The sequence below is a fragment of the Rhizobium aouanii genome (assembly GCF_037002925.1).
In the GTDB taxonomy this organism is placed as follows: domain Bacteria; phylum Pseudomonadota; class Alphaproteobacteria; order Rhizobiales; family Rhizobiaceae; genus Rhizobium; species Rhizobium aouanii.
The window spans coordinates 1-21,642 of the sequence record NZ_JBAMYD010000037.1; the positions used below are offsets into that span (position 1 = coordinate 1).

The window sequence follows — 21,642 nt, forward strand, 5'->3', positions numbered from 1 at the left end:
CTGCGCCAGCGATCCGAACAGCGTGCCGCCTTCGTTGGCAGCCTTCAGGTCGGCGATGCCCTTCTTGCCGCAGGCGTCGAAGTCGGTATCGGGAACGTCGGTGCGGGCCGGCACCGAACCCTTGACGACGTTGAAGGCCGACTGGAAGCTCTTCGACAGCGTTGCCGTCGCCAGCGCTGCCTGGGCCGCCTTGCGGTCGTCGGGAACGTTGAACATGCCGAACATGTCGGAGTTGTAGACCACGCTGCCGTCGGTGCCGGGGAAGCGGTAGCACAGGAAGTCGGTGTCCGGCGTCTTCTTGGCCGCGACGAATTCGCCCTTGGCCCAGTCGCCCATCACCTGCACCAGAGCGTCACCCTTGATGACCATGGCGGTTGCCAGGTTCCAGTCACGGCCCGAGAAGTTCGGATCGACATATTTGATGATCGTCGCCAGATTATCGAAGGACTTCTTCATCGTGTCGGACTTCAGCGATTCCTCGTCGAGATCGTTGAAAGCCTTCTTGTAGAACTCAGGCCCGCCGGTCGACAGCACGATGGAATCGAACATCGTCGCTTCCTGCCAGTTCTGACCGCCGAGCGCCAGCGGGATGACGCCTGCGGCCTTGGCCTTGTCGAGCAGCGCGATCAGATCCTCGAAGGTCTTCGGCTGGGTGCCGCCGATCTTGTCCATGACGGCCTTGTTGATCCACAGCCAGTTGACCGAGTGGACGTTGACGGGGGCGGCAACCCACTTGCCGTCATAGACCGAGAACTTCTGGAGTGCCGCCGGAACCGACTTGTCCCAGCCTTCCTTCTTGGCCGTCTCGGTCAGATCGCCCATGACGCCGGCCTGAGCATAATCGAGCACGGTATAGCCCAGCATCTGCGAGGCCGTCGGATAGGTGCCGGCAGCCACCATCGCCTTCAGTGCCGTCATCGCCGCATCGCCGCCACCGCCGGCAACCGGAACGTCCTTCCAGGCAAAACCTTCCTTCGACAGATCCTGCTTCAAGACGTTCAGCGCCGCAGCCTCCCCGCCTGACGTCCACCAGTGCAGCATCTGCACTTCCTTAACGTCAGCGGCGTGGGCAGCACTGAGGCCAGCCATCATCACGACAGCAACAGCTGCCGAGCTCAAAAACTTGCGCATGAATTTCCTCCCATTGAAAATCGGCGGCAGGACCTCCCCGCCGCCCGATGTTTACCCGCCTTGCAGTGGGCAACACGCGGCCGCGCTCCTCCGCGCGGTTAACAATTTAAAGCGTTATAAGCCTTCTGTCGTCAAGTCCTTTCTCGACTCCCGAGAAAAATATGACTACTAGGACATCCGATTGAATTTTATACGAATTTTTGGATTGCTAACGGAACGACGGCAACAATCCGGAGGTCGAGGATCTGCAGCTCCTGCTGTCACCGCAGATCAACTTTCCGGTCGGGTAGCCGCCCGGCTGTGATGGCCGAGATTTTAAAACTGTTTCCATGGCGCATGATTTGTTTTAGAAGCACCGCGTAATCCGGTCGCAGCCCACCCGGTCAAAACAAGGGATCCAAAATATGAAAACCATCGTCGTCTGCTCCGGCGGACTGGACTCCATTTCGCTTGCCCACAAAGTAGCAGCGGAAAAACAGCTTATCGGTCTCGTCTCCTTCGACTACGGCCAACGGCATCGCAAGGAACTGGAATTCGCCGCCCGCTGTGCCGCACGGCTTTCCGTTCCCCATCATGTCATCGACATCTCCAGTATCGGCGGTCATCTCAGCGGATCGGCCCTGACCGACAATGTCGAGGTTCCGGATGGCCACTACGCCGAGGAGACCATGAAAGCCACCGTCGTGCCCAACCGCAACGCCATCATGCTGGCAATCGCGTTCGGTTTGGCGGCCACGCAAAAAGCAGATGCCGTTGCCGTCGCCGTGCATGGCGGCGACCACTTCATCTACCCGGACTGCCGGCCGGGCTTCATCGATGCCTTCCAGCGCATGCAGAACGAAGCGCTGGACGGTTATGCCAGCGTGAAGCTGCTTGCACCCTATGTCGATGTTTCCAAAGCGGCGATCGTGGTTGACGGCGAAAAACACGGCACGCCGTTTTCGGAAACCTGGTCCTGCTACAAAGGCGGCGAGCTCCACTGTGGGCGCTGCGGAACCTGCGTGGAACGTCGCGAAGCCTTCGATCTTGCCGGCGTCCCCGATCCTACGGAGTACGAAGACCGGGATTTCTGGAGAGCGGCCGTGTCGCGATACTCAGCCACGGAGGTGCGTTGATGTACCGCATCACCAAGGAGTTTCATCTCTCCGCCTCCCATCAATTGGATCACCTGCCTGCCGACCATCAATGTGCTCGGCTCCACGGTCACAACTACATCGTCGTCGTCGAGCTGGCTGCGGAAAGCCTCAATGATGATGGCTTCGTCCGTGACTATCACGACCTCTCGCCGCTCAAGCGCTATATCGACGACACTCTCGATCATCGCCACCTGAACGACGTCTTCGGTCATTCGAAAGTCACCTCTGAGTTCCTGGCAAGGCATTTCTACGACTGGTGCAAGCAGCGCTTTCCGGAGACCTCGTCCGTTCGCGTCAGCGAGACCCCGAAAACATGGGCGGAGTACAGGCCGTGAGCGCCGGGACCATTCGCGTCAGCGAGATCTTTGGCCCGACCATACAGGGTGAAGGCGTCTTGATCGGGCTGCCGACGGTGTTCGTGAGGACAGGCGGCTGCGACTACAGGTGTTCCTGGTGCGACAGCCTTCACGCGGTCGACAGCGCGTTCCGGGAACAGTGGATTTCGATGTCCGTCGAGGCCATTTGGCAGGAGGTCATGAAACTCTCCGGGGGAAAGCCACTGACGGTTTCCCTTTCCGGCGGCAATCCGGCGATCCAGCCCTTGGGGCCGCTGATCGAGCTTGGGCATTCGCAAGGATATCGCTTTGCCCTGGAAACACAGGGAAGCGTCGCCCAGGGCTGGTTTCGCGACCTCGACATGCTGGTGATCAGCCCCAAGCCGCCATCAAGTGGAATGCTGACGGATTGGGATCAGGTGGATAACTGCCTTCGCCTGGCGGCTGGCGGGCCGGAGATCGCATTGAAGATCGTCGTCTTCGACGATGCAGACTACGCATTCGCCAAGCAGGCGGGTCAGCGCTATCCGCAAATTCCCTTGTTCCTTCAGCCGGGCAATCCTACGCCGCCGCCCCCCGATGACTCCGATGATGATGACGACGATTCGCGCATTGATATCGACGGCGTGATGGATCGGATGCACTGGCTTGTCGAAAGTGTGACGGCCGACCAATGGTTTGAAGTCCGCGTACTGCCGCAATTGCACGTGCTGCTCTGGGGCAACAAGCGGGGCGTATGAGCCCGCCTGCGCTGAAAATTATGCAGTGACCCGCTCCTCCGGGAAGGCGAAAACATCGACGGGCTCTCCAAGCCCGCGCAGCGGGAAGGTGCCGAGGCTGTCCATGTCTTGCGCGCAGCCCGCCATTTCGACGAAGGCTCGTGACAGGAGCACCGGACGCTTGACCTCCTTAGTCAGGCTTTCCAGCCGCGAGGCGACATTGACCGCCGGGCCGATGACGGTGAAATCCAGCCGACGACGCGAGCCGATATTACCGTACATGACGTCGCCGACATGCACGCCGACGCCGTAGCGCAGCGGTTCACGTCCGTTGCCCGCATATTGCTGGTTCAGTTGCGCCATCAACGCCTGCCCCTCGCGGATCGCCTGCAGCAGATCATGACAGGCCGTTTCCTTGCTCAGCGGGAAGATCGCCAGCAACCCGTCGCCCATGAATTTCAGGATCTCGCCGCCATAGCGTTCGATCGGGTCGGACATGGCGTCGAAATAGTCGTTGAGCAGATGGATGACATCGTCGCGCGGCCAGAGATCGGAGATCGCCGTAAAGTCGCGCAGGTCACAGATCATGATCGCCGCACCGACGGTGGCGCCGCTGCCGCGCGTCGTAACACCCGACAGGATCTGCTCGCTCGCATGCGGTCCCACATAGGTCTGCAGCAACGTGCGCGCCATGATGTTCTTCAGCCGGATTTCGCTGACGAGCGTCAGGGCCGGCAGCAGATCGCGCAGAAAATCGACATGCTCTCTCGCAAAACCGCCCGGCCGGCTGGTGGAAAATGTCGCGACGTGACGTTTGCCGAAAGTATGTTCAAGCGGCCAGGCGATGTACTCCGTCAGCCCGTCGTCCCGCAGTTCCTGATAGAATGAATCCTCGTCGCCGTCGGCTGTGCCTTCCAGCTGTCTACGCACCTCCTCCGAACCCTGATGGATCGCATTGACGGGACTCTTCAGGAACTCCGGCGTGTTTTCGACACCATAGGCGAAAGTGTTGATCTTCGCCTCCGCCAGACCTTCCTTCCAGAGGATGCGGGCACCGATCCATTGCGGATGGTTCGTCCTGAAATGCAATGTCGCCCGCGCCACCGGCACGCCAGCCGAAAGCAGCTTCTCACACATTTCCACTAGGATGTTGTCGATGAAGCGCTCGCCACGCGTCTCGTTCACCAGCCAGTCGAGAATCCGCCTCCTGCGGGTCGGCCAGACGCCGTCATCCGCTTCGACGGCAGGCCCGGCCTTGTTTGGAAAAGACGACATCAAAAACTCCCGCTACGCCACATCATCGGCGAGGACCAAATTTAGTTTCCGCTGAATGTGGGCGATGAGAGAGCAAATGATAAGGGCAGACTGCGATAAAACCTCAGAAATCCCAATCCTCATCCTCGGTCGCGACAGCCTTGCCGATGACATAGGAGGACCCGGAGCCGGAGAAAAAGTCGTGGTTCTCGTCGGCATTCGGCGAAAGCGCCGACAGGATCGCCGGATTGACCTTGCAGGCCTCGGCCGGGAACAGCGCCTCGTAGCCAAGGTTCATCAGCGCCTTATTGGCATTGTAGTGCAGGAATTTCTTGACGTCCTCGGTCAACCCGACACCGTCATAGAGCGCTTCGGTATATTTCGCCTCGTTGTCATAGAGTTCGAGCAGCAGCTCGAAGGCGAAATCCTTGATCTCCTGCTTCCGCTCGTCGCCGAGACGTTCCAGCCCGCGCTGGAACTTGTAGCCGATATAATAGCCGTGCACCGCCTCGTCGCGGATGATCAGCCGGATCATGTCGGCCGTATTGGTGAGTTTGGCGCGGCTCGACCAGTACATCGGCAGGTAGAAGCCGGAATAGAACAGGAAGCTTTCGAGGAAGACGCTCGCAACCTTCTTCTTCAACGGATCGCCGGAGCGATACTGCTCCATGATCAGCGCCGATTTCCGCTGCAGGAATTCGTTCTCCTCCGACCAGCGATAGGCATCGTCGACATGGGGCGTCGAGCACAGCGTCGAGAAGATCGAGGAATAGGAGCGTGCATGCACCGCCTCCATGAAGGAGATGTTGGAAAGCACCGCCTCCTCATGCGGCGTTACCGCATCCTCCATCAGCTTGACGGAACCGACGCCGTTCTGGATCGTGTCGAGCAGCGTCAATCCGGTGAATACACGGATGGTCAGTTGCTGCTCGGTTGGCGTCAGCGTCGCCCAGGAGGGAATGTCGTTCGAAAGCGGCACCTTTTCCGGCAGCCAGAAATTGCCGGTGAGCCGATTCCAGACTTCAAGATCCTTCTCGTCCTCGATGCGGTTCCAGTTGACGGCGCGCACGCGGCTGACCGGCTTCAATTGCATGTTCATTGTGTTCCCTCTTGAGAAATGTGTCCGGATTTGCCCCTCATCCGCCTGCCGGCACCTTCTCCCCGCCAGCGGGGCGAAGGGGATATGCCGCACCCTTTTCCGTCTTTTATTGCCGGTTCGTGTGGCAAGTCCCCTCTCCCCGTCAGAACGGGGAGAGGGTTAGGGTGAGGGGCAAATGCTCCGGAGCGAAACAGCAACTCACAGCGTACAAGACACGCAGCCCTGCACCTCGGTGCCGGACAGCGCCATCTGGCGAAGGCGGATGTAGTAGATCGTCTTGATGCCCTTCTTCCAGGCATGGATCTGCGCCTTGTTGATGTCGCGCGTCGTTGCCGTGTCGCGGAAGAACAAGGTCAGCGACAGGCCCTGGTCGACATGTTGGGTCGCCGCCGCATAGGTGTCGATGATCTTTCCCGGCCCGATTTCGTAGGCATCCTGATAATAATCGAGATTGTCGTTGGTCATGAACGGCGCCGGATAGTAGACGCGACCGATCTTGCCTTCCTTGCGGATCTCGATCTTCGAGACGATCGGATGGATCGAGGAGGTCGAGTGGTTGATATAGGAGATCGAGCCTGTCGGCGGCACCGCCTGCAGATTCTGGTTATAGAGACCGGAGGCCATCACCGCCTTCTTCAACGCGGCCCAGTCTTCCTGCCTCGGAATGTGAATGCCCGACGTCTCGAACAGCGTCTTCACCTTTTCCGTCGCCGGCTCCCAGAGCCGATCGGTATATTTTTCGAAATATTCGCCGGAGGCATATTTCGAGTTCTCGAAGCCCTTGAAGCTCTGGCCCCGCTCGACCGCCAGCAGGTTCGAGGCGCGTATCGCGTGGTAGGTCACCGTATAGAAATAGATATTGGTGAAATCGACGCCTTCCTCGGAGCCGTAGAAGATGCGTTCACGGGCGAGATAACCGTGCAGGTTCATCTGGCCGAGGCCGATCGCATGGCTCTCGTCATTGCCCTTCTCGATCGAGGGAACCGATGAAATGTGGCTCATGTCGGAAACGGCCGTCAACGCCCGGATCGAGGTCTCGATCGTCTTGCCGAAATCGGCCGAATCCATTGCCGCGGCGATATTCAGCGAGCCGAGATTGCAGGAAATATCCTTGCCGAGATGTTTGTAGGAGAGGTCGTCATGATATTCGCTGGCCTCGCTCACCTGAAGGATTTCCGAGCAGAGATTGCTCATCGAGATGCGCCCGGCGATCGGGTTCGCGCGGTTCACCGTGTCCTCGAACATGATGTAGGGGTAGCCGCTCTCGAACTGGATTTCGGCAAGCACCTGGAAGAATTCGCGCGCCTTGATCTTGCTCTTGGAGATGCGGGCGTCATCAGCCATTTCGCGATACTTTTCCGTCACCGAAATCTCGGTGAAGGGCACGCCATAGACGCGCTCCACATCATAGGGCGAGAACAGGTACATGTCCTCGTTGTTCCTCGCGAGCTCGAAGGTGATATCGGGTACGACGACGCCGAGCGACAGCGTCTTGATGCGGATCTTCTCGTCGGCATTTTCGCGCTTGGTGTCGAGGAAGCGCATGATATCGGGATGATGGGCATTGAGATAGACCGCACCCGCCCCCTGCCGCGCGCCGAGCTGGTTGGCGTAGGAGAAGCTGTCTTCGAGCAGCTTCATGACAGGGATGATGCCCGAAGACTGGTTCTCGATATGCTTGATCGGCGCGCCCGCCTCGCGGATATTCGTCAGCGACAGCGCCACGCCGCCGCCCCGCTTTGACAATTGCAATGCCGAATTGATCGACCGGCCGATCGATTCCATATTGTCCTCGACACGCAGCAGGAAGCAGGAAACCAGTTCGCCCCGCTGCTTCTTGCCGGCATTGAGGAAGGTCGGCGTTGCCGGCTGGAAGCGGCCGGAAATGATCTCGTCGACCATGTCGCGGGCAAGGCCCTCGTCGCCGCGCGCCAAGGCCAGCGCCACCATGCAGATACGATCCTCATAGCGCTCGAGATAGCGCTTTCCGTCGAAGGTCTTCAGCGTATAGCTGGTGTAGTATTTGAAGGCGCCGAGGAAGGTAGGGAAACGAAATTTCTTTGCATAGGCCTGGTCGAACAGGTCGCGCACAAAATTGAAGGAATACTGGTCGAGAACCTCTTGCTCGTAATAGCCCTCGGTCACGAGGTAATCGAGCTTTTCCCGGAGATTGTGAAAGAACACCGTATTCTGGTTCACATGCTGCAGGAAATACTGCTTAGCCGCCAAACGATCCTTTTCGAGCTGAATCCGCCCCTGATCATCATAGAGGTTCAGCATCGCGTTCAGCGCGTGGTAGTCGAGCGTTTCCGCTGCTTTCAAAGGGCGTTCAAGAATTCCCGTGTCCAAAACCGTTCCATTCCGTGTTTGACGTTGGCGACATCCGCTTCTGTGCCCAGCAGTTCGAACCTGTAGAGGTAAGGCACCTGGCACTTCCTTGAGATCACGTCGCCGGCGAGCCCGTATGTTTCGCCGAAATTGCTGTTGCCCGCGGCAATCACGCCGCGGATGTGTCCTCGATTTTCCGTATCGTTGAGGAAACGGATCACCTGCTTGGGAACGGCACCCTTGCCGCCGTCGCCGCTATAGGTCGGCACAACAAGCACGAAGGGTTCGCGGATATCGAACGCGTCTGCGCCACTTGGCGGAATGCGTGCCGCGCGCAGTCCGAGCTTGGCGACGAACCGATGGGTGTTCTCGGATCGGCTGGAATAATAGACGATCAGACCCATCGCCTTTCCTCAGGAAAGTGCGCTGATCATGTCGGGGCGGAAACCGGCCCAATGCTGCTCGCCGGCGATGACGACAGGCGCCTGCATGTAGCCGAGGCTGCGGACGCGATCGAGCGCTTCGGCATCCTCAGAGATATCGACGATGTCATAGTCGACGCCCAGGCGGTCGAGGGCGCGGTAGGTGGCAGTGCATTGGACGCAGGCAGGTTTGCTGTAGACGGTGATGGTCATGATATTCCTCGTAACGACGCGATTGGGACGCAGGACATCGATCGGAAATCTCTCGATATCCGTCGAAACCACTCTGTATTTTGCAGCGATGCGGCTCGTTCAGCCGCTGGGCGTGATCCGCCCTCTCCTTGGTGCGGGTGGCGGCCTGAACTGAGATACTGACATGACTTCACCCCGAAGTGGCTCAATGCGAAGGTTTCGGGGGCGGAGGTTCGGGCCAGCGAAACGCGATGCGGAGATTCCCCGCAGCCATGCAACGCGACCGTCCGGACACCCCGCCCGTGGACGTTTCGTTCGAGGCAGGTCTCCTGGCTCACGGGTCAAAGCGCCTGCCCAGCCTTCCCGGAGCATCATGCTCCAGTGACCTGAAATCGGACAGTTGCTCGCCGCTTACAGTTGCGGGGGCAGCTCCGGCATTGCCGCACCATGATGGCGAAACGCACCGAATTCCCGTCTTAGCCGCCGATCCTCACGAATCGACGGAACCTCGAACACTAGATATGGTACTCGAATCGCTGATGACGTCAACAAGTTGTTATGGCGTCGCAGCAATGGCGGCAACGAATCGCCGCGCCTGTGTATGATGTGGATAATGAAGCGTTAACGGGAAAGCGCTGTGGAGAACCCATCATAAAAGAGCCGGCAGAAGCCGGCTCCCCAAACGATATTCATATTTTTATTCGGAGCAGCCTGAGCGCATTGATCGTCACCAGCACGGTGGCGCCGGTATCGGCGAGGATCGCCGGCCAGAGACCGGTGATGCCGGCGATTGTCGTCACCAGAAACACCGCCTTCAGCCCGAGTGCGATGGTGATATTCTGCAGGATGTTGCGCATCGTGCGTTTGGAAAGTTCGATCATCCGCGCCACGTCGCCGACGCGTCCGTGCAGCACGGCGGCATCCGCCGTCTCCAGCGCCACGTCGGTGCCGCCGCCCATGGCGATACCGGTATCGGCCGCTGCCAGCGCCGGAGCGTCGTTGATGCCGTCGCCGACCTTGGCGACGACGAAGCCCTGGCGCTTCAATTCGCCGACGACCCGCTGCTTGTCCTCAGGCATCATCTCGCCGCGCCAGTCGATGCCGAGCATGCCGGCAACGGCTGCTGCCGTCCGCTTGTTGTCGCCGGTCAGCATCATCGCCTTGATGCCGGCTGATTTGAGGGCAGCGAGCCCGGCCTCGGCATCCTCGCGCGGCTCGTCGCGCATGGCGATAAGGCCGGCCGCAACACCGTTGACGAGCAGCACCGACACGCTCTTGCCCTCGTCGTTCAGCGCCGCGACGCGGGCGTCCTGTTCCGCACTGAGCGCCCCGCGCTCTCGGGCGGCGGGCGGCGACAGCAGGTCCAGCGTCTCACCGCCGACTTTGCCGGTGACGCCCTTGCCCGGCAGCGCTTCCAGCTCGAAGGCCGGCGGCACGGGAACGCCGTCCGCCTTGGCGCGGTTGAGGATCGCCAGCGCCAGCGGGTGGCTGGAGCCCTGCTCCAGCACCGCCGCACGCGACAGCACCTGCGACTCGCTCAGGCCAAAAGAAATGATGTCAGTTACCTGAGGCTTGCCTTCCGTCAGCGTGCCTGTCTTGTCGAAGGCGACCATCGTCACCTTGCCGAGCGTTTCCAGCACAGCGCCGCCCTTCATCAACAGCCCGCGCCGCGCACCCGATGAAAGCGAAGCGGCGATTGCCGCCGGCGTCGAAATGACAAGTGCGCAGGGGCAGCCGATCAAAAGAATGGCAAGGCCCTTATAGACCCATTCGCCCCATAGCCCAGCGAACAGCAGCGGCGGAACGACCGCGACGAGTGCTGCGACCACGACCACGCCGGGCGTGTAATAGCGCGAAAACCGATCGATGAAGCGTTCTGTCGGCGCTTTGGATTCCTGCGCCTCCTCCACCAGCTTGACGACACGGGCGATGGTATTGTCGGCCGCAGCCGCGGTGACGCGAACCCTGAGCATCGCATCGCCGTTCACCGTGCCGGCAAAGACGATGGCATCGACGCCCTTTCGCACCGGCGTGCTTTCGCCCGTCACCGGCGCCTCGTCGATGGCGCTCTCGCCTGAGATGATGATGCCGTCCGCCGAGATGCGGTCGCCGGAACGAACCATGATGATCGCCCCGACGGCGAGGCTTTCTGCCGGCACTTCCCGCGTTTGCCCATTGTCTTCGAGCAGCGCATTCTTCGGCACCAGACCCGTCAGCGACTGGATGCTTTCGCGCGCCTTGCCCGCCGCCACCCCTTCCAGCAGCTCGCCGACGAGGAACAGGAACACGACGGTCGCCGCCTCCTCGCCGGCATTGATGATGACGGCGCCGACGGCGGCGATCGTCATCAGCATCTCGATCGAAAACGGTGTTCCAGAGAAGGCAGCCATGACGGCGCGCCGAGCGATCGGCACCAGCCCGATCAGCATGGCGACGATGAAGGCATAGGATGCGATCGCCGGCACCAGATGGCCGACGATATAGGCGGCAACGAGTGCCGCACCCGAAAGGATAGTCAGCCGGCCCTTCCTGCTCTTCCACCAGGGACCGGCCATCGCCGCATGGTCGTGCCCGTGCAGCCCTTCGATTTCCTCGCCATGATCGTGAGGATGGTCGTGATCATGGCCCGCGTGATCGCGGTGATCATGTCCATGGTCGTGACGATGCTGCGAGCCCTGGGTATGCGCAGGCGCAGCGTTTCCGGCAAGCGGCGCGACGGAATAGCCGAGCCCGGTCACCTTCTTCTCGATCGCCTTGAGATCACTGCTGCCATCGTGGCGGACGGTCATCGTGCCCGCCATCACCGAAACGGAAACATCGGCGACACCCGTCAAGCGTCTGACCGCCGTATCGATCTTGGTTGCGCAGGAGGCGCAATCCATGCCGCCAACCCGGTATCGTGTCTCGCTCTCAGCCATGATCCGCTTCCTTGTCAAATAGAAGCATCCCTCCTACATCCTCTAGCGACTAGAGGTGCAAGAGGAAAATCATGAAAAAGATCACCATTGGTGAAGCTGCCCGCCAGAGCGGCGTCAAGGTGCCGACGGTGCGTTATTATGAAAGCATCGGCCTGCTCGCGGCCCCGAGCCGCAGCGAGGGCAACCAGCGCTCCTTCGAGCCTGCCGATATCAGCCGTCTCGCCTTCATCCGCCATGCCCGTGAACTCGGCTTCGAGATCGACGCGATCCGCACGCTGCTCACTCTGCAGGACGATCCGCACCAGTCCTGCGCCTCGGCCGACGCCATCGCCAAGGCCCGCCTCATCGAGGTCGAGCAGCGCATCCGCAGCCTGATGGCGCTGAAGGCCGAGCTGGAAATCATGGTGGAAGGGTGCGGCCACGGCCGCGTCGACCAATGCCGCGTCATCGAGGTGCTCGCCGACCACGGCCAGTGCACGCATCCGCACCACTGATCTCTGCCCTTGCAGGCGGTCCGCGCCCGCGCCAAAACTGATGCAGACAGAATCGGGCGAAGACATCCATGAAGCAGAAGCGGATTGCAATCATCGGCGGCGGCCCGGCGGGTCTCGCGGCTGCCGAACTGCTGTCCCGTTCCGGACATGCGGTGACGGTCTACGACGCCATGCCGACCTTCGCCCGCAAGTTCTTGCTTGCCGGCAAGTCGGGTCTCAACATCACCCACTCCGAGGATTATGCCCGGTTCACCACACGCTTCGGCGCGGCCTCCGCCCGTCTGCGCCCCGCTCTTGATGCCTTTACCCCTGATAATATCAGGGATTGGGCAGCAGGGCTCGGCACCGAAACCTTCGTCGGCTCGTCCGGCCGGGTTTTTCCGAAGGTGATGAAGGCCTCGCCTTTGCTGCGCGCCTGGCTCAGGCGGCTCGAGGCACAGGGTGCCACGCTGCGCACCCGCCACCGCTGGACCGGTTTTGCAGAAGACGGCCATGTTTTCGAAACGCCTGAAGGACGCCGTATCGTCCATTGCGACGCAGCCCTGCTGGCGCTCGGCGGCGCAAGCTGGCCGCGCCTCGGCTCCGATGCAAGCTGGCTGAGCCGGCTATCGGAGAGGGGTGTCGAGATCGATGCCTTTAAACCCGCCAATTGCGGTTTCGTCGTCGGCTGGAGCGGAAGCTTCCGCGAGCGTTTCGCCGGAGTGCCGGTAAAGTCGGTCACTGCAACATCCAAGGCCGGCACGTTTTCCGGCGAATTCGTCATCACCGAGAGCGGCATCGAAGGCAGCCTCGTCTATACCCATACGGCGGCGTTGCGCGACCGGCTGCTGAACCATGGCAGCGCCGTCCTGACGCTCGACCTCGCACCCGGCCGCACCATCGACAGGCTGAGCCGCGACCTTGCGCGGCAGGACGCCAAATCGAGCTTTTCAAACCGCCTGCGCAAGGGCGCCGGCCTCGACGGCGTCAAGGCCGCGCTGCTGCGCGAACTCGCTCCCGAGCGCGACCGAACCGATCCGGAGCGTCTCGCCGGCATGATCAAGGCGCTGCCGGTGCCGGCGATCGAAACCCGGCCGATCGGCGAGGCGATCTCCTCTGCCGGTGGCATCCGCTGGAGCAGCATCGACGACAGCTACATGTTGAAGGCACTGCCGGGCACCTTCGTCGCCGGTGAGATGCTCGACTGGGAAGCGCCGACCGGCGGTTATCTCCTCACTGCGTGCCTGGCGACCGGCCGGGCGGCAGCGCGTGGTATCGAAGCCTGGCTGCAGCGCTAGGCGCAAGCAGTCATCAGCACCGAGTAAGGCCATCTCTCGGTCAGGCCGAGACCGGACGGAATCTCATGGCGAGACCATTCATGCAGTAGCGAAGCCCGGTTGGCTTCGGGCCGTCATCGAAGACATGGCCGAGGTGACCGCCGCAGCGGCTGCAGTGCACGGCGGTACGCACCATACCGAAAGTCGTGTCGCTCGTGGTGCGGACGGCATTTTCAAGCGGCGCCCAGAAGCTCGGCCAGCCGGTGCCGCTGTCGAATTTGGTGGTCGAGGAAAAGAGGTCCTGGTCGCAGCCGGCGCAGGCGAAATTGCCCTTTCGCTGCTCATGCAGCAGGGCACTGGTGAAGGGATGTTCCGTCCCCGCCTGGCGCAGGGCGATATATTGATCCGGCGTCAGCAGCTTGCGCCATTCCTCCTCAGTATGGGTCACCGCAAACGTCTCGCCGGCAATCGTCTTGCCGGCTAGGCCCAAGTCAACCGCAAGCGCTCCAAAAGCGGCGCCCATCAGCAACAATCGTCTGTTCAGCATCGCCGGATCTCCTCGTCTGGCAAACCTTGCTTCTGCAAAGAACTACGAAAGAGAGGGTCTTTTGTTACGCCATGGCCGCCCAAACACCGAAATGTGATTTACGCCACTTTCGTCAGGAAGTGCCGCACGCTGACGGCCGCCAGCGCCGGCCATTTGCAAACCGGCCGCTTTTCCATCAGACTATGCTGAACTTCGGTGGGAGGAGCCGATGCACGAACACTCAGCGCATGCCGAGCACGTCTACACGTCTGCCCAGCGCGATTCTGCGGCGGCCAGTTCTCCTGTCGTCGCCTCATGGCGGCGGTGCATGACCATGCACCAACTCGCACCCGAGGACAAACGGACGCCATTGCGGCTCACCGACCAGGAATTCCGCCGTGCGCGCGAGCAGTCCGAACAGCTGATTGCCAGCGCGACGGATGAGCTCGATCGTCTCTTTACCACCGTTGGCAGGGCGGGCTGCTGCCTGCTTTTGACCGACAAGAACGGCATCGCGCTGGAGCGCCGGGGCGCTGCCGGCGACGACAAGGAATTTCGCGAACTCGGCCTGTGGACCGGCTCGGTCTGGACAGAGGCCAGCATCGGCACCAACGGCATCGGCACTGCACTTGCCGACGAGCGTGCCGTCGCCATCTTCCGCGATCAGCATTTCTTCTGCTCGAATACCAGCCTCAGCTGCACGACGGCGCCGATCCGCGATCATCGCGGCCGGCTGACCGCAGCCCTCGACATCTCCACATGCCGCGAAGACGTCAACGAAATGACGCTGGCAATCCTGACGCAGACCGTGCGCGATGCGGCGATGCGCATCGAGCTCAATCTTTTCCGCTCGGCCTTTGCCGGCGCCCGTTTCCTGATGGTCCCGGCCGGCGCCAATTCCGCCGCCGCCCTGCTTGCCGTCGACAGGCACGATCTGGTGCTCGGTGCGACGCGCGCCGCCCGCATCGCGCTGCAGCTCGACGACAGGCGCATCGCCGCCGGCATTCCGGCTGCCGATGCCCTGCACGAGGCCGGCGTCTCCCAGCAGGACGAGATGGTCGAGGCGGAGAAGGCGGCCCTGCTTCGGGCGCTGTCGCGTGCAGGCGGCAATGTCTCGCAGGCGGCGATCGCCCTCGGCATCAGCCGCGCCACGCTGCACAGGAAGATGAAAAAGCTCGACCTCCACTGATCAAGGTTCGCCGCCCGCAATCGTGAAGCAATGCTGTCGCAGGTCTGCGACACTGTGCACTGCGGTATGGAAGACCCACCCTTATTCTCTGCGCCAAAAGATGCACATTTTTCTCCCACTGGTTCGTTTGGGAACCTGGATCATCAAGGGAGGATGACATGCTTCATCAGAAAATCGTCGAGTCGCCATTCAAGCTGAAATACGGCAACTATATCGGCGGCGAATGGCGCGAGCCGGTCGAAGGCAAATACTTCGAAAACCTCACGCCCGTCACCGGCGGCAAACTCTGCGACATTCCCCGCTCCAATGAAAAAGACATCAATCTCGCGCTCGACGCCGCCCAAGCGGCTAAGGAAAAATGGGGCCGCACCTCCGCTGCCGAGCGCTCCAATATCCTCATGAAGATTGCCCAGCGCATGGAAGACAAGCTGGAATTGCTCGCCCAGGCCGAGACTTGGGACAACGGCAAGCCGATCCGCGAAACCATGGCGGCCGACATTCCGCTGGCAATCGACCACTTCCGCTATTTCGCCTCCTGCATTCGCGCCCAGGAAGGTTCGATCGGCGAGATCGACCACGATACCGTCGCCTATCACTTCCATGAGCCGCTCGGCGTCGTCGGCCAGATCATTCCGTGGAACTTCCCGATCCTGATGGCCACCTGGAAGCTGGCGCCCGCACTTGCCGCCGGCAATTGCGTCGTACTGAAGCCCGCCGAGCAGACCCCCGCCTCGATCCTGCTCTGGGCCGAACTCGCCGGCGATCTCCTGCCGCCCGGCGTCCTCAACATCGTCAACGGTTTCGGCCTCGAAGCCGGCAAGCCGCTGGCGACCAGCCCCCGCGTCGCCAAGATCGCCTTCACCGGCGAGACGACGACAGGCCGGCTGATCATGCAATATGCCAGCCAGAACCTCATTCCGGTGACACTGGAGCTCGGCGGCAAATCGCCGAACATCTTCTTCGCCGATGTGATGGCGGAAGACGACGACTTCCTCGACAAAGCGCTCGAAGGCTTTGCGATGTTTGCCCTCAACCAGGGCGAAGTCTGCACCTGCCCGAGCCGCGCCCTCGTCCAGGAATCGATCTACGACCGCTTCATGGAAAAGGCCGTCAAACGCGTCGAGGCGATCAAGCAGGGCAACCCGCTCGACAGCGCGACGATGATCGGCGCCCAGGCCTCGACCGAGCAGCTGGAAAAGATCCTCGCCTATCTCGACATCGGCAAGCAGGAAGGCGCGGAAGTGCTGACCGGCGGCTCGCGTAACGATCTCGGCGGCGAATTGGCGAATGGCTACTACATCAAGCCGACGATCTTCAAGGGCCACAACAAGATGCGTGTGTTCCAGGAGGAGATCTTCGGACCGGTGGTTTCGGTGACGACCTTCAAGAACGAGGAGGAGGCGCTCGAAATCGCCAACGACACGCTCTACGGCCTCGGCGCCGGTGTCTGGAGCCGCGACGCCAATCGCTGCTACCGTTTCGGCCGCGAGATCCAGGCCGGCCGCGTCTGGACCAACTGCTATCACGCCTACCCGGCCCATGCCGCCTTCGGCGGCTACAAGCAGTCGGGCATCGGCCGCGAAACCCACAAGATGATGCTCGACCACTACCAGCAGACCAAGAACATGCTGGTGAGCTACAGCCCGAAGGCACTTGGCTTCTTCTGAGATGCTTTCGCGTGGTGGAAGGTCTCAAACCCCTCCCCGACCCCTCCCCACAAGGGGGAGGGGCTTAACATGCGGCCCTCGCCGTATCACTCTTGAGCGCAGCATATGCAGCCGGCTTGTTGTCTTGCGAGCCGGTGCCACAGCTTAGCCCCTCCCCCTTGTGGGGAGGGGTTGGGGAGGGGAATTCTCTCCCCAAAAACTTCGGAGGAAGAACCATGGAAACCACCGTCAACGGCGAACCGCGTGTTCTTGCAACCAACAAAGCCCTCGATCTGATCTTGGAAATCAAACGGGATCATCCCGATATCCTCTTCCATCAGTCCGGCGGCTGCTGCGACGGCTCCTCGCCGATGTGTTATCCGGCTGACGAATTCATGATCGGCGACAGCGACGTCAAGCTCGGCGAGATCGGCGGCGTGCCTGTTTATATCAGCGCCAGCCAGTTCGAGGCATGGAAGCATACGCAGCTGATCATCGACGTCGTGCCCGGCCGCGGCGGCATGTTCTCGCTCGACAATGGCCGCGAGAAGCGCTTTCTCACCCGTTCCCGCCTCTTCGGCGGCGGCGAGGCTTGCGCGGTGCCTGATGTGAAGGTCAGGGCGGTCTAATGCTGTCGCCTTATCGGGTGGGAATTTCGCCTGTAGTATTCCCATAGTACCTGCTCGCAGCAGCTCTTTGCTAATCTCCGCCGGTTGGTTTCAAAGGGAGGAAACGATGCCAGCCTCAAAGATCCTGATGATCACCGGTGATTTCACCGAAGATTACGAAACGATGGTGCCGTTCCAGACACTGCTCGCCTGCGGCTACACGGTCGATGCCGTCTGCCCCGGCAAGAAGGCCGGCGACACCGTCGCCACCGCCATCCACGACTTCGAAGGCGACCAGACCTATTCCGAAAAACGCGGCCATAATTTCGCGCTGAACGCCACTTTCGACAGCATGCGCGCCGAAGATTACGATGCCCTCGTCATCCCCGGCGGCCGTGCGCCCGAATATCTGCGCCTCAACGCCGATGTCATCAAATCCGTCCGGCACTTCTTCGACGCAGGAAAACCCGTCGCCGCCATCTGCCACGGCGCGCAATTGCTTGCCGCCGCCGGTGTGCTGAAGGGCCGCACCTGCTCGGCCTATCCCGCCTGCCGGCCGGAAGTCGAACTTGCCGGCGGCATCTATGCCGACATATCAATCAGCGAAGCAGTCACGGACGGCAATCTGGTTACGGCGCCCGCCTGGCCGGCGCATCCGTCGTGGCTGCGCCAGTTCATGGCCGTGCTCGATGCCGCAGCATTGCTCGAAACCAACGCCGCCTGAGAAGGGCGGCACCGGAGGACGATATGTGTGAACTCTTCATCAAGGCGGATGCTCGACTCTGGGAAAGCACCACCCGGTCGTTGCGCATCGACGGCATGGTTACCAGCGTCAGACTGGAGAACTTCTTTTGGGCGAAGCTGGAGGAAATCGCCCGGCGCGACGGCATGAATGTCGTCCAGCTGATCATCCGGCTGCATCATGAATCGATCGATGCCGGCCACGATCTCGGCAACTTCACGTCCTTCCTGCGGGTCTGCTGCGCTCGCTATCTCGACCTCCAGCTCACCGGCGACATTCCGGCCGATGTCGGCCGTCCGATCTCAGGCCTCGACGCGCCTGTCATCCTCGACCGCGAACGGGCGAAATATCACTGAAATCAGCTCAGACAGACGATCAAAGACGAACGGCCCGCAAATAGCTCCGCGGGCCGTTTCGCAAGCATCTGACCTTGTCTTGGGCGGGGCCTTGCGCTGCCGAGCAGCCTGGAACAACAATGCGCTACGCTGTCCAGCGCGGGCACCCTCAGGAGATCGATTGACATGAAAGACCAGAAAGCTGTGATCGTCACGGGAGCCGGCGGCAACCTCGGCAGCGCCGTTGTCCGCGAGCTTGCCAGCGCCGGCGCAAAACTCGTCTGCATGAACCGTTCGAGCAGTGAGCTGGAAGCCTTGGCCGGTGATCTTCCTGCCTCCACCGAGTTTCTGTCGATCGCAGGAACGGATCTCACCGATTATGCTTCCTGTGCCGCCGCCGTCGCCCGGGCGGTCAAGCGCTTCGGCGGCGTCAGCGCGTTGGTCAACACCGTCGGTGGTTTCCAGATGGGACCGGTCGGGCCGGAGGCGCCCGCGCAGTGGGAGACGATGATGACCGCAAACGCCCGCACTGCCCTGACGATCAGCGCCGCGGTTCTCCCGACCATGAAGGCGGCCGGCTACGGCCGCATCGTTCATGTCGCTGCCGCGCCCGGGCTGAAGGCCGGTGCCAAGCAGGCCGCTTACGCCGCCTCGAAAGCCGCCGTCATCCGGCTGACCGAGGCGATCGCTGCCGAATGCCGCGACGACCGCATCACCGCCAACAGTATCCTGCCCGGGACGATCGACACGCCTGAGAATCGCGCGGCCATGCCCGATGCGAAGACGGACGGCTGGGTATCGCCGCAATCGATCGCCCGCCTCATCGCCTTCCTGATTTCGCCGGCAGCAGCCGTCGTCACCGGCGCGGCAATCCCGGCGACCGGGCGCGAATAATGCAAGGCGCGGCGTGATCGACCGTCGGCGACTGCTCCTTTGTCGAGATCCGTGGGTGATGAACGACAGAGCCCTGCAAGTTTTAATCAGTGATTTACGATCTGACTTGAGCTTCGGTTCGCCTTGAGGCAGCGTCGTCTGTGCCTGCTCATGGGACGGGCAGGAGAACAGCGGGCGGACACCATAGTGTTGATGATCGCATTGCGTCGGCACTTGCCAGAAGGCGGACGGTTTCGATGACGGAGGGTCCGGCATTGCGCGCCGTCGGCGCAACCAGTCTGGTGCGCAAGGAATGGTTTCTGGGCGTCAGCGTCCTGACGAGCTTAGCGTTTCTTGCCTTCCAGCAGCAGCTCTTCGGCCGGCTTTCCGATCCGCTTTGGTTCACCGTCGTTTTCGTCTGGCTGTTTGCCGTCGTCCTCGGCTCCGCCCTATCGGTCGTGCGGCACGCGGATCATCTGGCGGAGCGGCTGAAGGAGCCTTACGGCACGCTCATTCTGACGCTCGCCATCACCTCGATCGAAGTGATGGCGATATCCGCCGTCATGATCCATGGCGAAAACAACCCCACGCTTGCGCGCGACACCCTTTTTGCCGTCGTCATGATCATCCTGAACGGCATGGTCGGCCTGTCATTGCTGCTGGGTGCGTGGCGGCGACCGGAACAACAGCATAATTTGCAGGGCGCCAACGCCTATCTCGGTGTCATCGTGCCGCTGGCGACCCTGAGCCTGGTAATGCCGACATTTCTTTCCGGCCCGGACGGACAGCATCCCTCGGCACCGAGGCAATTGATCCTGGGCATAATCTCGGTCGGCCTTTACGCCACGTTTCTGTTTCTTCAGGCCGGCCGCCATCAGGACTATTTCACCGACGACAGCAATCGTCACGAGCATCATAGTGAAGATGCTCCTCCCCGCGGGCAGGTCTGGTCTCATGCCATTCTGCTTTTCGCCTATATGGGTCCCGTCGTCTTTCTGGTCGAACAGCTTGCGCGGCCGATCGATTACATTATCGAAACCCTGCATGCCCCAACCGCATTTGGCGGTGTTGTCATGGCCGTCCTTGTGGCGACACCCGAGGCAATCAGCGCGGTGCGTGCATCCATCGCCAACAATCTTCAGCGCGCCGTCAACATCTTCCTTGGTTCGGTATTGTCGACGATCGGGCTGACCGTGCCGGCAATGCTTGTCATCAGCCGTCTTTACGGGCACCCGGTGACGCTCGGCCTGGAACATGGAGATCTGGTGATGCTCCTGCTCACGCTTGCCGTCAGCATCATCACCTTTGCCAGCGGCCGCACGCATCTCATGCAAGGCGCTGTCCATCTGGTGCTTTTCCTGGCTTACGTGCTGCTGATTTTCCAGCAATGAAACCACCCGATTGCGACCGCACAAGATCAGGAAAGTAAAGAGTTCCGCGCTTGGTTCGCCTTCCGCTATGATGAGAGGAATTATTGCAGAGGTTGCAAGGTGGCTGCAGGACTTACGCGGCAATACGGAGACCGGACTTTGGGCTCACTGTTGGTTGGCGGGCTTGTATTTGTTTTTCTGTCGACGGCGACGTCGATAGGATTGGTGGTGCGCGGCCGCTTGCCGGAGCACCATCTCAACGCAGAATCCAAGGACGTCATCAGGCTGGCGACCGCGGTGGTGGGAACGCTGTCGGCTCTGGCTCTCGGCCTTCTGATCGCATCCGCCAAGTCGTCCTATGACAACGCCGAAGTGGAAATGAGAACGGCGGCGGCACGGGTACTCCTGCTTGACCGGGTCATGGCGCAATACGGGCCGGAAACCAACAGGGCGCGTCAATTGCTGCGTGAACTCATCGAGAGACGGCTGAGCCGCGGCTGGATTGCCGAGACCACTGACGAGACATCCGCCAACGCGCCGGGGGAGTATCGGGACATCGAGGCGGTTCAGGCCGACCTTCGATCCCTGGCGCCGGGGGATGCCGTGCAGCACTCTCTCCAGGCGCGTGCGCTGGAAGTGAGCGGCATGTTGGCCGAGACCCACTGGCTGCTGGTCGAATCCGGCAAAGAGGGTTTGCCCTGGGCTTTTCTGACCGTTCTCGTCTGTTGGCTTTCGCTGCTCTTTGCGACCTTCGGGCTGCAGGCGCCGGCCAATCCGACGGTGCTGTCAATTCTGCTCATCTGCGCCCTGTCCGTCGCCGGCGCCATCTTCCTGGTTTCGGACATGGCCAACCCGTATGTCGGGCTGATCCGTGTTTCGGATGCACCATTGCAGTTTGCCATCGAACGGCTGGGGAAACCGTAGCCGCGTCATGGATCCATCGATGGACGAGCAGTAAGCTGGAGCAATTGCTTCCGTGAAATTGGCCGCACGGACTGAGCGCTCAAGCAGCCCAACCCGCGACCTTCACCGGATGCTTACGTTTCGGGTGGCCAACCCTATGTTCACC

General features: G+C 61.2%; 21 protein-coding genes and 1 riboswitch. Of the genes, 13 read left to right on the top strand and 8 right to left on the bottom strand.

Annotated elements, in window-relative coordinates:
* A partial coding sequence (locus V8P77_RS34315; protein ID WP_335916722.1) for an ABC transporter substrate-binding protein occupies window positions 1–1,131 on the bottom strand: 1,131 nt, incomplete at its 3' end.
* 404 nt (window positions 1,132–1,535) lie between these two features.
* On the opposite strand from V8P77_RS34315, the gene queC reads away from it, so the two are divergent.
* Genes queC through queE form a run of 3 tightly spaced genes read left to right on the top strand, consistent with a single transcriptional unit; the run spans window position 1,536 to window position 3,342 of the window.
* Window positions 1,536–2,246 (top strand): 7-cyano-7-deazaguanine synthase QueC, encoded by a 711-nt coding sequence (queC, locus tag V8P77_RS34320; RefSeq protein ID WP_335916723.1) that lies wholly within the window; start codon window positions 1,536–1,538, stop codon window positions 2,244–2,246.
* Entirely contained in the window at window positions 2,246–2,602 is a 357-nt protein-coding gene (gene queD, locus V8P77_RS34325) for a 6-carboxytetrahydropterin synthase QueD (RefSeq protein ID WP_335916724.1), read from the top strand. Before queC ends, queD begins: the two co-directional genes overlap by 1 nt.
* Window positions 2,599–3,342 carry a 7-carboxy-7-deazaguanine synthase QueE gene (gene queE / locus V8P77_RS34330; RefSeq protein WP_335916725.1) on the top strand — a complete coding sequence of 248 codons (744 nt, stop codon included), beginning with the start codon at window positions 2,599–2,601 and terminating at the stop codon, window positions 3,340–3,342. The genes queD and queE overlap by 4 nt, the downstream gene beginning before the upstream one ends.
* Window positions 3,343–3,360: 18 nt before the next feature.
* Here queE and V8P77_RS34335 read toward each other — a convergent pair whose 3' ends face one another.
* The 6 genes from V8P77_RS34335 to V8P77_RS34360 all read right to left on the bottom strand — a co-directional run bounded on the left by V8P77_RS34335 (window position 3,361) and on the right by V8P77_RS34360 (window position 11,534).
* Window positions 3,361–4,596, bottom strand: a complete 1,236-nt coding sequence (locus tag V8P77_RS34335; RefSeq protein ID WP_335916726.1) for an adenylate/guanylate cyclase domain-containing protein — start codon at window positions 4,594–4,596, stop codon at window positions 3,361–3,363.
* A 103-nt stretch (window positions 4,597–4,699) separates the two neighbouring features.
* Window positions 4,700–5,674: a class 1b ribonucleoside-diphosphate reductase subunit beta gene (gene nrdF / locus V8P77_RS34340; protein WP_335916727.1), complete on the bottom strand. Its 975-nt coding sequence runs from the start codon at window positions 5,672–5,674 to the stop codon at window positions 4,700–4,702.
* 198 nt (window positions 5,675–5,872) lie between these two features.
* Complete coding sequence (gene nrdE, locus V8P77_RS34345; protein WP_335916728.1) at window positions 5,873–8,023, bottom strand: class 1b ribonucleoside-diphosphate reductase subunit alpha; 2,151 nt, start codon at window positions 8,021–8,023, stop codon at window positions 5,873–5,875.
* A complete protein-coding gene (gene nrdI, locus V8P77_RS34350; protein WP_335916729.1) occupies window positions 7,993–8,406 on the bottom strand; it encodes a class Ib ribonucleoside-diphosphate reductase assembly flavoprotein NrdI in 414 nt (137 codons plus the stop codon). The genes nrdE and nrdI overlap by 31 nt, the downstream gene beginning before the upstream one ends.
* A gap of 9 nt (window positions 8,407–8,415) precedes the next feature.
* Window positions 8,416–8,637 carry a glutaredoxin-like protein NrdH gene (gene nrdH / locus V8P77_RS34355; RefSeq protein ID WP_017968025.1) on the bottom strand — a complete coding sequence of 74 codons (222 nt, stop codon included), beginning with the start codon at window positions 8,635–8,637 and terminating at the stop codon, window positions 8,416–8,418.
* 281 nt (window positions 8,638–8,918) lie between these two features.
* A riboswitch (cobalamin riboswitch) is annotated at window positions 8,919–9,142 on the bottom strand.
* 163 nt (window positions 9,143–9,305) lie between these two features.
* Window positions 9,306–11,534 carry a heavy metal translocating P-type ATPase gene (locus V8P77_RS34360; RefSeq protein ID WP_335916730.1) on the bottom strand — a complete coding sequence of 743 codons (2,229 nt, stop codon included), beginning with the start codon at window positions 11,532–11,534 and terminating at the stop codon, window positions 9,306–9,308.
* Window positions 11,535–11,605: 71 nt separating this feature from the next.
* Here V8P77_RS34360 and V8P77_RS34365 point away from each other — a divergent pair, with 71 nt between their 5' ends.
* Both V8P77_RS34365 and V8P77_RS34370 read left to right on the top strand, forming a co-directional pair.
* Entirely contained in the window at window positions 11,606–12,028 is a 423-nt protein-coding gene (locus V8P77_RS34365; protein ID WP_335916731.1) for a MerR family transcriptional regulator, read from the top strand.
* A gap of 68 nt (window positions 12,029–12,096) precedes the next feature.
* Window positions 12,097–13,305 (top strand): TIGR03862 family flavoprotein, encoded by a 1,209-nt coding sequence (locus tag V8P77_RS34370; protein WP_335916732.1) that lies wholly within the window; start codon window positions 12,097–12,099, stop codon window positions 13,303–13,305.
* Between the two features lie 40 nt (window positions 13,306–13,345).
* On the opposite strand, the gene msrB is transcribed toward V8P77_RS34370, so the two are convergent.
* Window positions 13,346–13,831 carry a peptide-methionine (R)-S-oxide reductase MsrB gene (gene msrB / locus V8P77_RS34375; RefSeq protein WP_335916733.1) on the bottom strand — a complete coding sequence of 162 codons (486 nt, stop codon included), beginning with the start codon at window positions 13,829–13,831 and terminating at the stop codon, window positions 13,346–13,348.
* Window positions 13,832–14,039: 208 nt separating this feature from the next.
* Here msrB and V8P77_RS34380 point away from each other — a divergent pair, with 208 nt between their 5' ends.
* From V8P77_RS34380 to V8P77_RS34415, 8 genes are all read left to right on the top strand, one after another.
* The gene (locus V8P77_RS34380) at window positions 14,040–14,999 is read left to right on the top strand and encodes a helix-turn-helix domain-containing protein (protein ID WP_335916734.1); all 960 of its coding nucleotides are present in this window, start codon (window positions 14,040–14,042) and stop codon (window positions 14,997–14,999) included.
* Window positions 15,000–15,157: 158 nt separating this feature from the next.
* Window positions 15,158–16,666, top strand: coding sequence for an aldehyde dehydrogenase (gene adh, locus V8P77_RS34385; protein WP_335916735.1), 1,509 nt, complete (start codon window positions 15,158–15,160; stop codon window positions 16,664–16,666).
* Window positions 16,667–16,881: 215 nt separating this feature from the next.
* Window positions 16,882–17,274 (top strand): DUF779 domain-containing protein, encoded by a 393-nt coding sequence (locus V8P77_RS34390; RefSeq protein WP_335916736.1) that lies wholly within the window; start codon window positions 16,882–16,884, stop codon window positions 17,272–17,274.
* A gap of 106 nt (window positions 17,275–17,380) precedes the next feature.
* Complete coding sequence (locus V8P77_RS34395) at window positions 17,381–17,977, top strand: DJ-1/PfpI family protein (RefSeq protein WP_335916737.1); 597 nt, start codon at window positions 17,381–17,383, stop codon at window positions 17,975–17,977.
* 23 nt (window positions 17,978–18,000) lie between these two features.
* The gene (locus V8P77_RS34400; RefSeq protein WP_335916738.1) at window positions 18,001–18,351 is read left to right on the top strand and encodes a ribbon-helix-helix domain-containing protein; all 351 of its coding nucleotides are present in this window, start codon (window positions 18,001–18,003) and stop codon (window positions 18,349–18,351) included.
* Window positions 18,352–18,516: 165 nt separating this feature from the next.
* The gene (locus V8P77_RS34405) at window positions 18,517–19,224 is read left to right on the top strand and encodes an SDR family NAD(P)-dependent oxidoreductase (RefSeq protein ID WP_335916739.1); all 708 of its coding nucleotides are present in this window, start codon (window positions 18,517–18,519) and stop codon (window positions 19,222–19,224) included.
* A 236-nt stretch (window positions 19,225–19,460) separates the two neighbouring features.
* A complete protein-coding gene (locus tag V8P77_RS34410) occupies window positions 19,461–20,594 on the top strand; it encodes a calcium:cation antiporter (RefSeq protein ID WP_335916740.1) in 1,134 nt (377 codons plus the stop codon).
* A gap of 138 nt (window positions 20,595–20,732) precedes the next feature.
* Window positions 20,733–21,497 (top strand): bestrophin-like domain, encoded by a 765-nt coding sequence (locus V8P77_RS34415; protein WP_335916741.1) that lies wholly within the window; start codon window positions 20,733–20,735, stop codon window positions 21,495–21,497.
* Window positions 21,498–21,642 lie beyond the last annotated feature (145 nt).

Excerpts from the sequence above, each read along its gene's own strand:
- nrdI (WP_335916729.1), bottom strand. The coding sequence starts at position 8,406 with ATGGGTCTGATCGTCTATTATTCCAGCCGATCCGAGAACACCCATCGG.
- V8P77_RS34365 (WP_335916731.1), top strand. The coding sequence starts at position 11,606 with ATGAAAAAGATCACCATTGGTGAAGCTGCCCGCCAGAGCGGCGTCAAG.
- V8P77_RS34410 (WP_335916740.1), top strand. The coding sequence starts at position 19,461 with ATGACGGAGGGTCCGGCATTGCGCGCCGTCGGCGCAACCAGTCTGGTG.
- queD (WP_335916724.1), top strand. The coding sequence starts at position 2,246 with ATGTACCGCATCACCAAGGAGTTTCATCTCTCCGCCTCCCATCAATTG.
- V8P77_RS34335 (WP_335916726.1), bottom strand. The coding sequence starts at position 4,596 with ATGTCGTCTTTTCCAAACAAGGCCGGGCCTGCCGTCGAAGCGGATGAC.
- V8P77_RS34400 (WP_335916738.1), top strand. The coding sequence starts at position 18,001 with ATGTGTGAACTCTTCATCAAGGCGGATGCTCGACTCTGGGAAAGCACC.
- queC (WP_335916723.1), top strand. The coding sequence starts at position 1,536 with ATGAAAACCATCGTCGTCTGCTCCGGCGGACTGGACTCCATTTCGCTT.
- V8P77_RS34395 (WP_335916737.1), top strand. The coding sequence starts at position 17,381 with ATGCCAGCCTCAAAGATCCTGATGATCACCGGTGATTTCACCGAAGAT.
- nrdF (WP_335916727.1), bottom strand. The coding sequence starts at position 5,674 with ATGAACATGCAATTGAAGCCGGTCAGCCGCGTGCGCGCCGTCAACTGG.
- V8P77_RS34390 (WP_335916736.1), top strand. The coding sequence starts at position 16,882 with ATGGAAACCACCGTCAACGGCGAACCGCGTGTTCTTGCAACCAACAAA.
- V8P77_RS34370 (WP_335916732.1), top strand. The coding sequence starts at position 12,097 with ATGAAGCAGAAGCGGATTGCAATCATCGGCGGCGGCCCGGCGGGTCTC.
- msrB (WP_335916733.1), bottom strand. The coding sequence starts at position 13,831 with ATGCTGAACAGACGATTGTTGCTGATGGGCGCCGCTTTTGGAGCGCTT.
- V8P77_RS34360 (WP_335916730.1), bottom strand. The coding sequence starts at position 11,534 with ATGGCTGAGAGCGAGACACGATACCGGGTTGGCGGCATGGATTGCGCC.
- nrdH (WP_017968025.1), bottom strand. The coding sequence starts at position 8,637 with ATGACCATCACCGTCTACAGCAAACCTGCCTGCGTCCAATGCACTGCC.
- V8P77_RS34405 (WP_335916739.1), top strand. The coding sequence starts at position 18,517 with ATGAAAGACCAGAAAGCTGTGATCGTCACGGGAGCCGGCGGCAACCTC.
- V8P77_RS34380 (WP_335916734.1), top strand. The coding sequence starts at position 14,040 with ATGCACGAACACTCAGCGCATGCCGAGCACGTCTACACGTCTGCCCAG.
- adh (WP_335916735.1), top strand. The coding sequence starts at position 15,158 with ATGCTTCATCAGAAAATCGTCGAGTCGCCATTCAAGCTGAAATACGGC.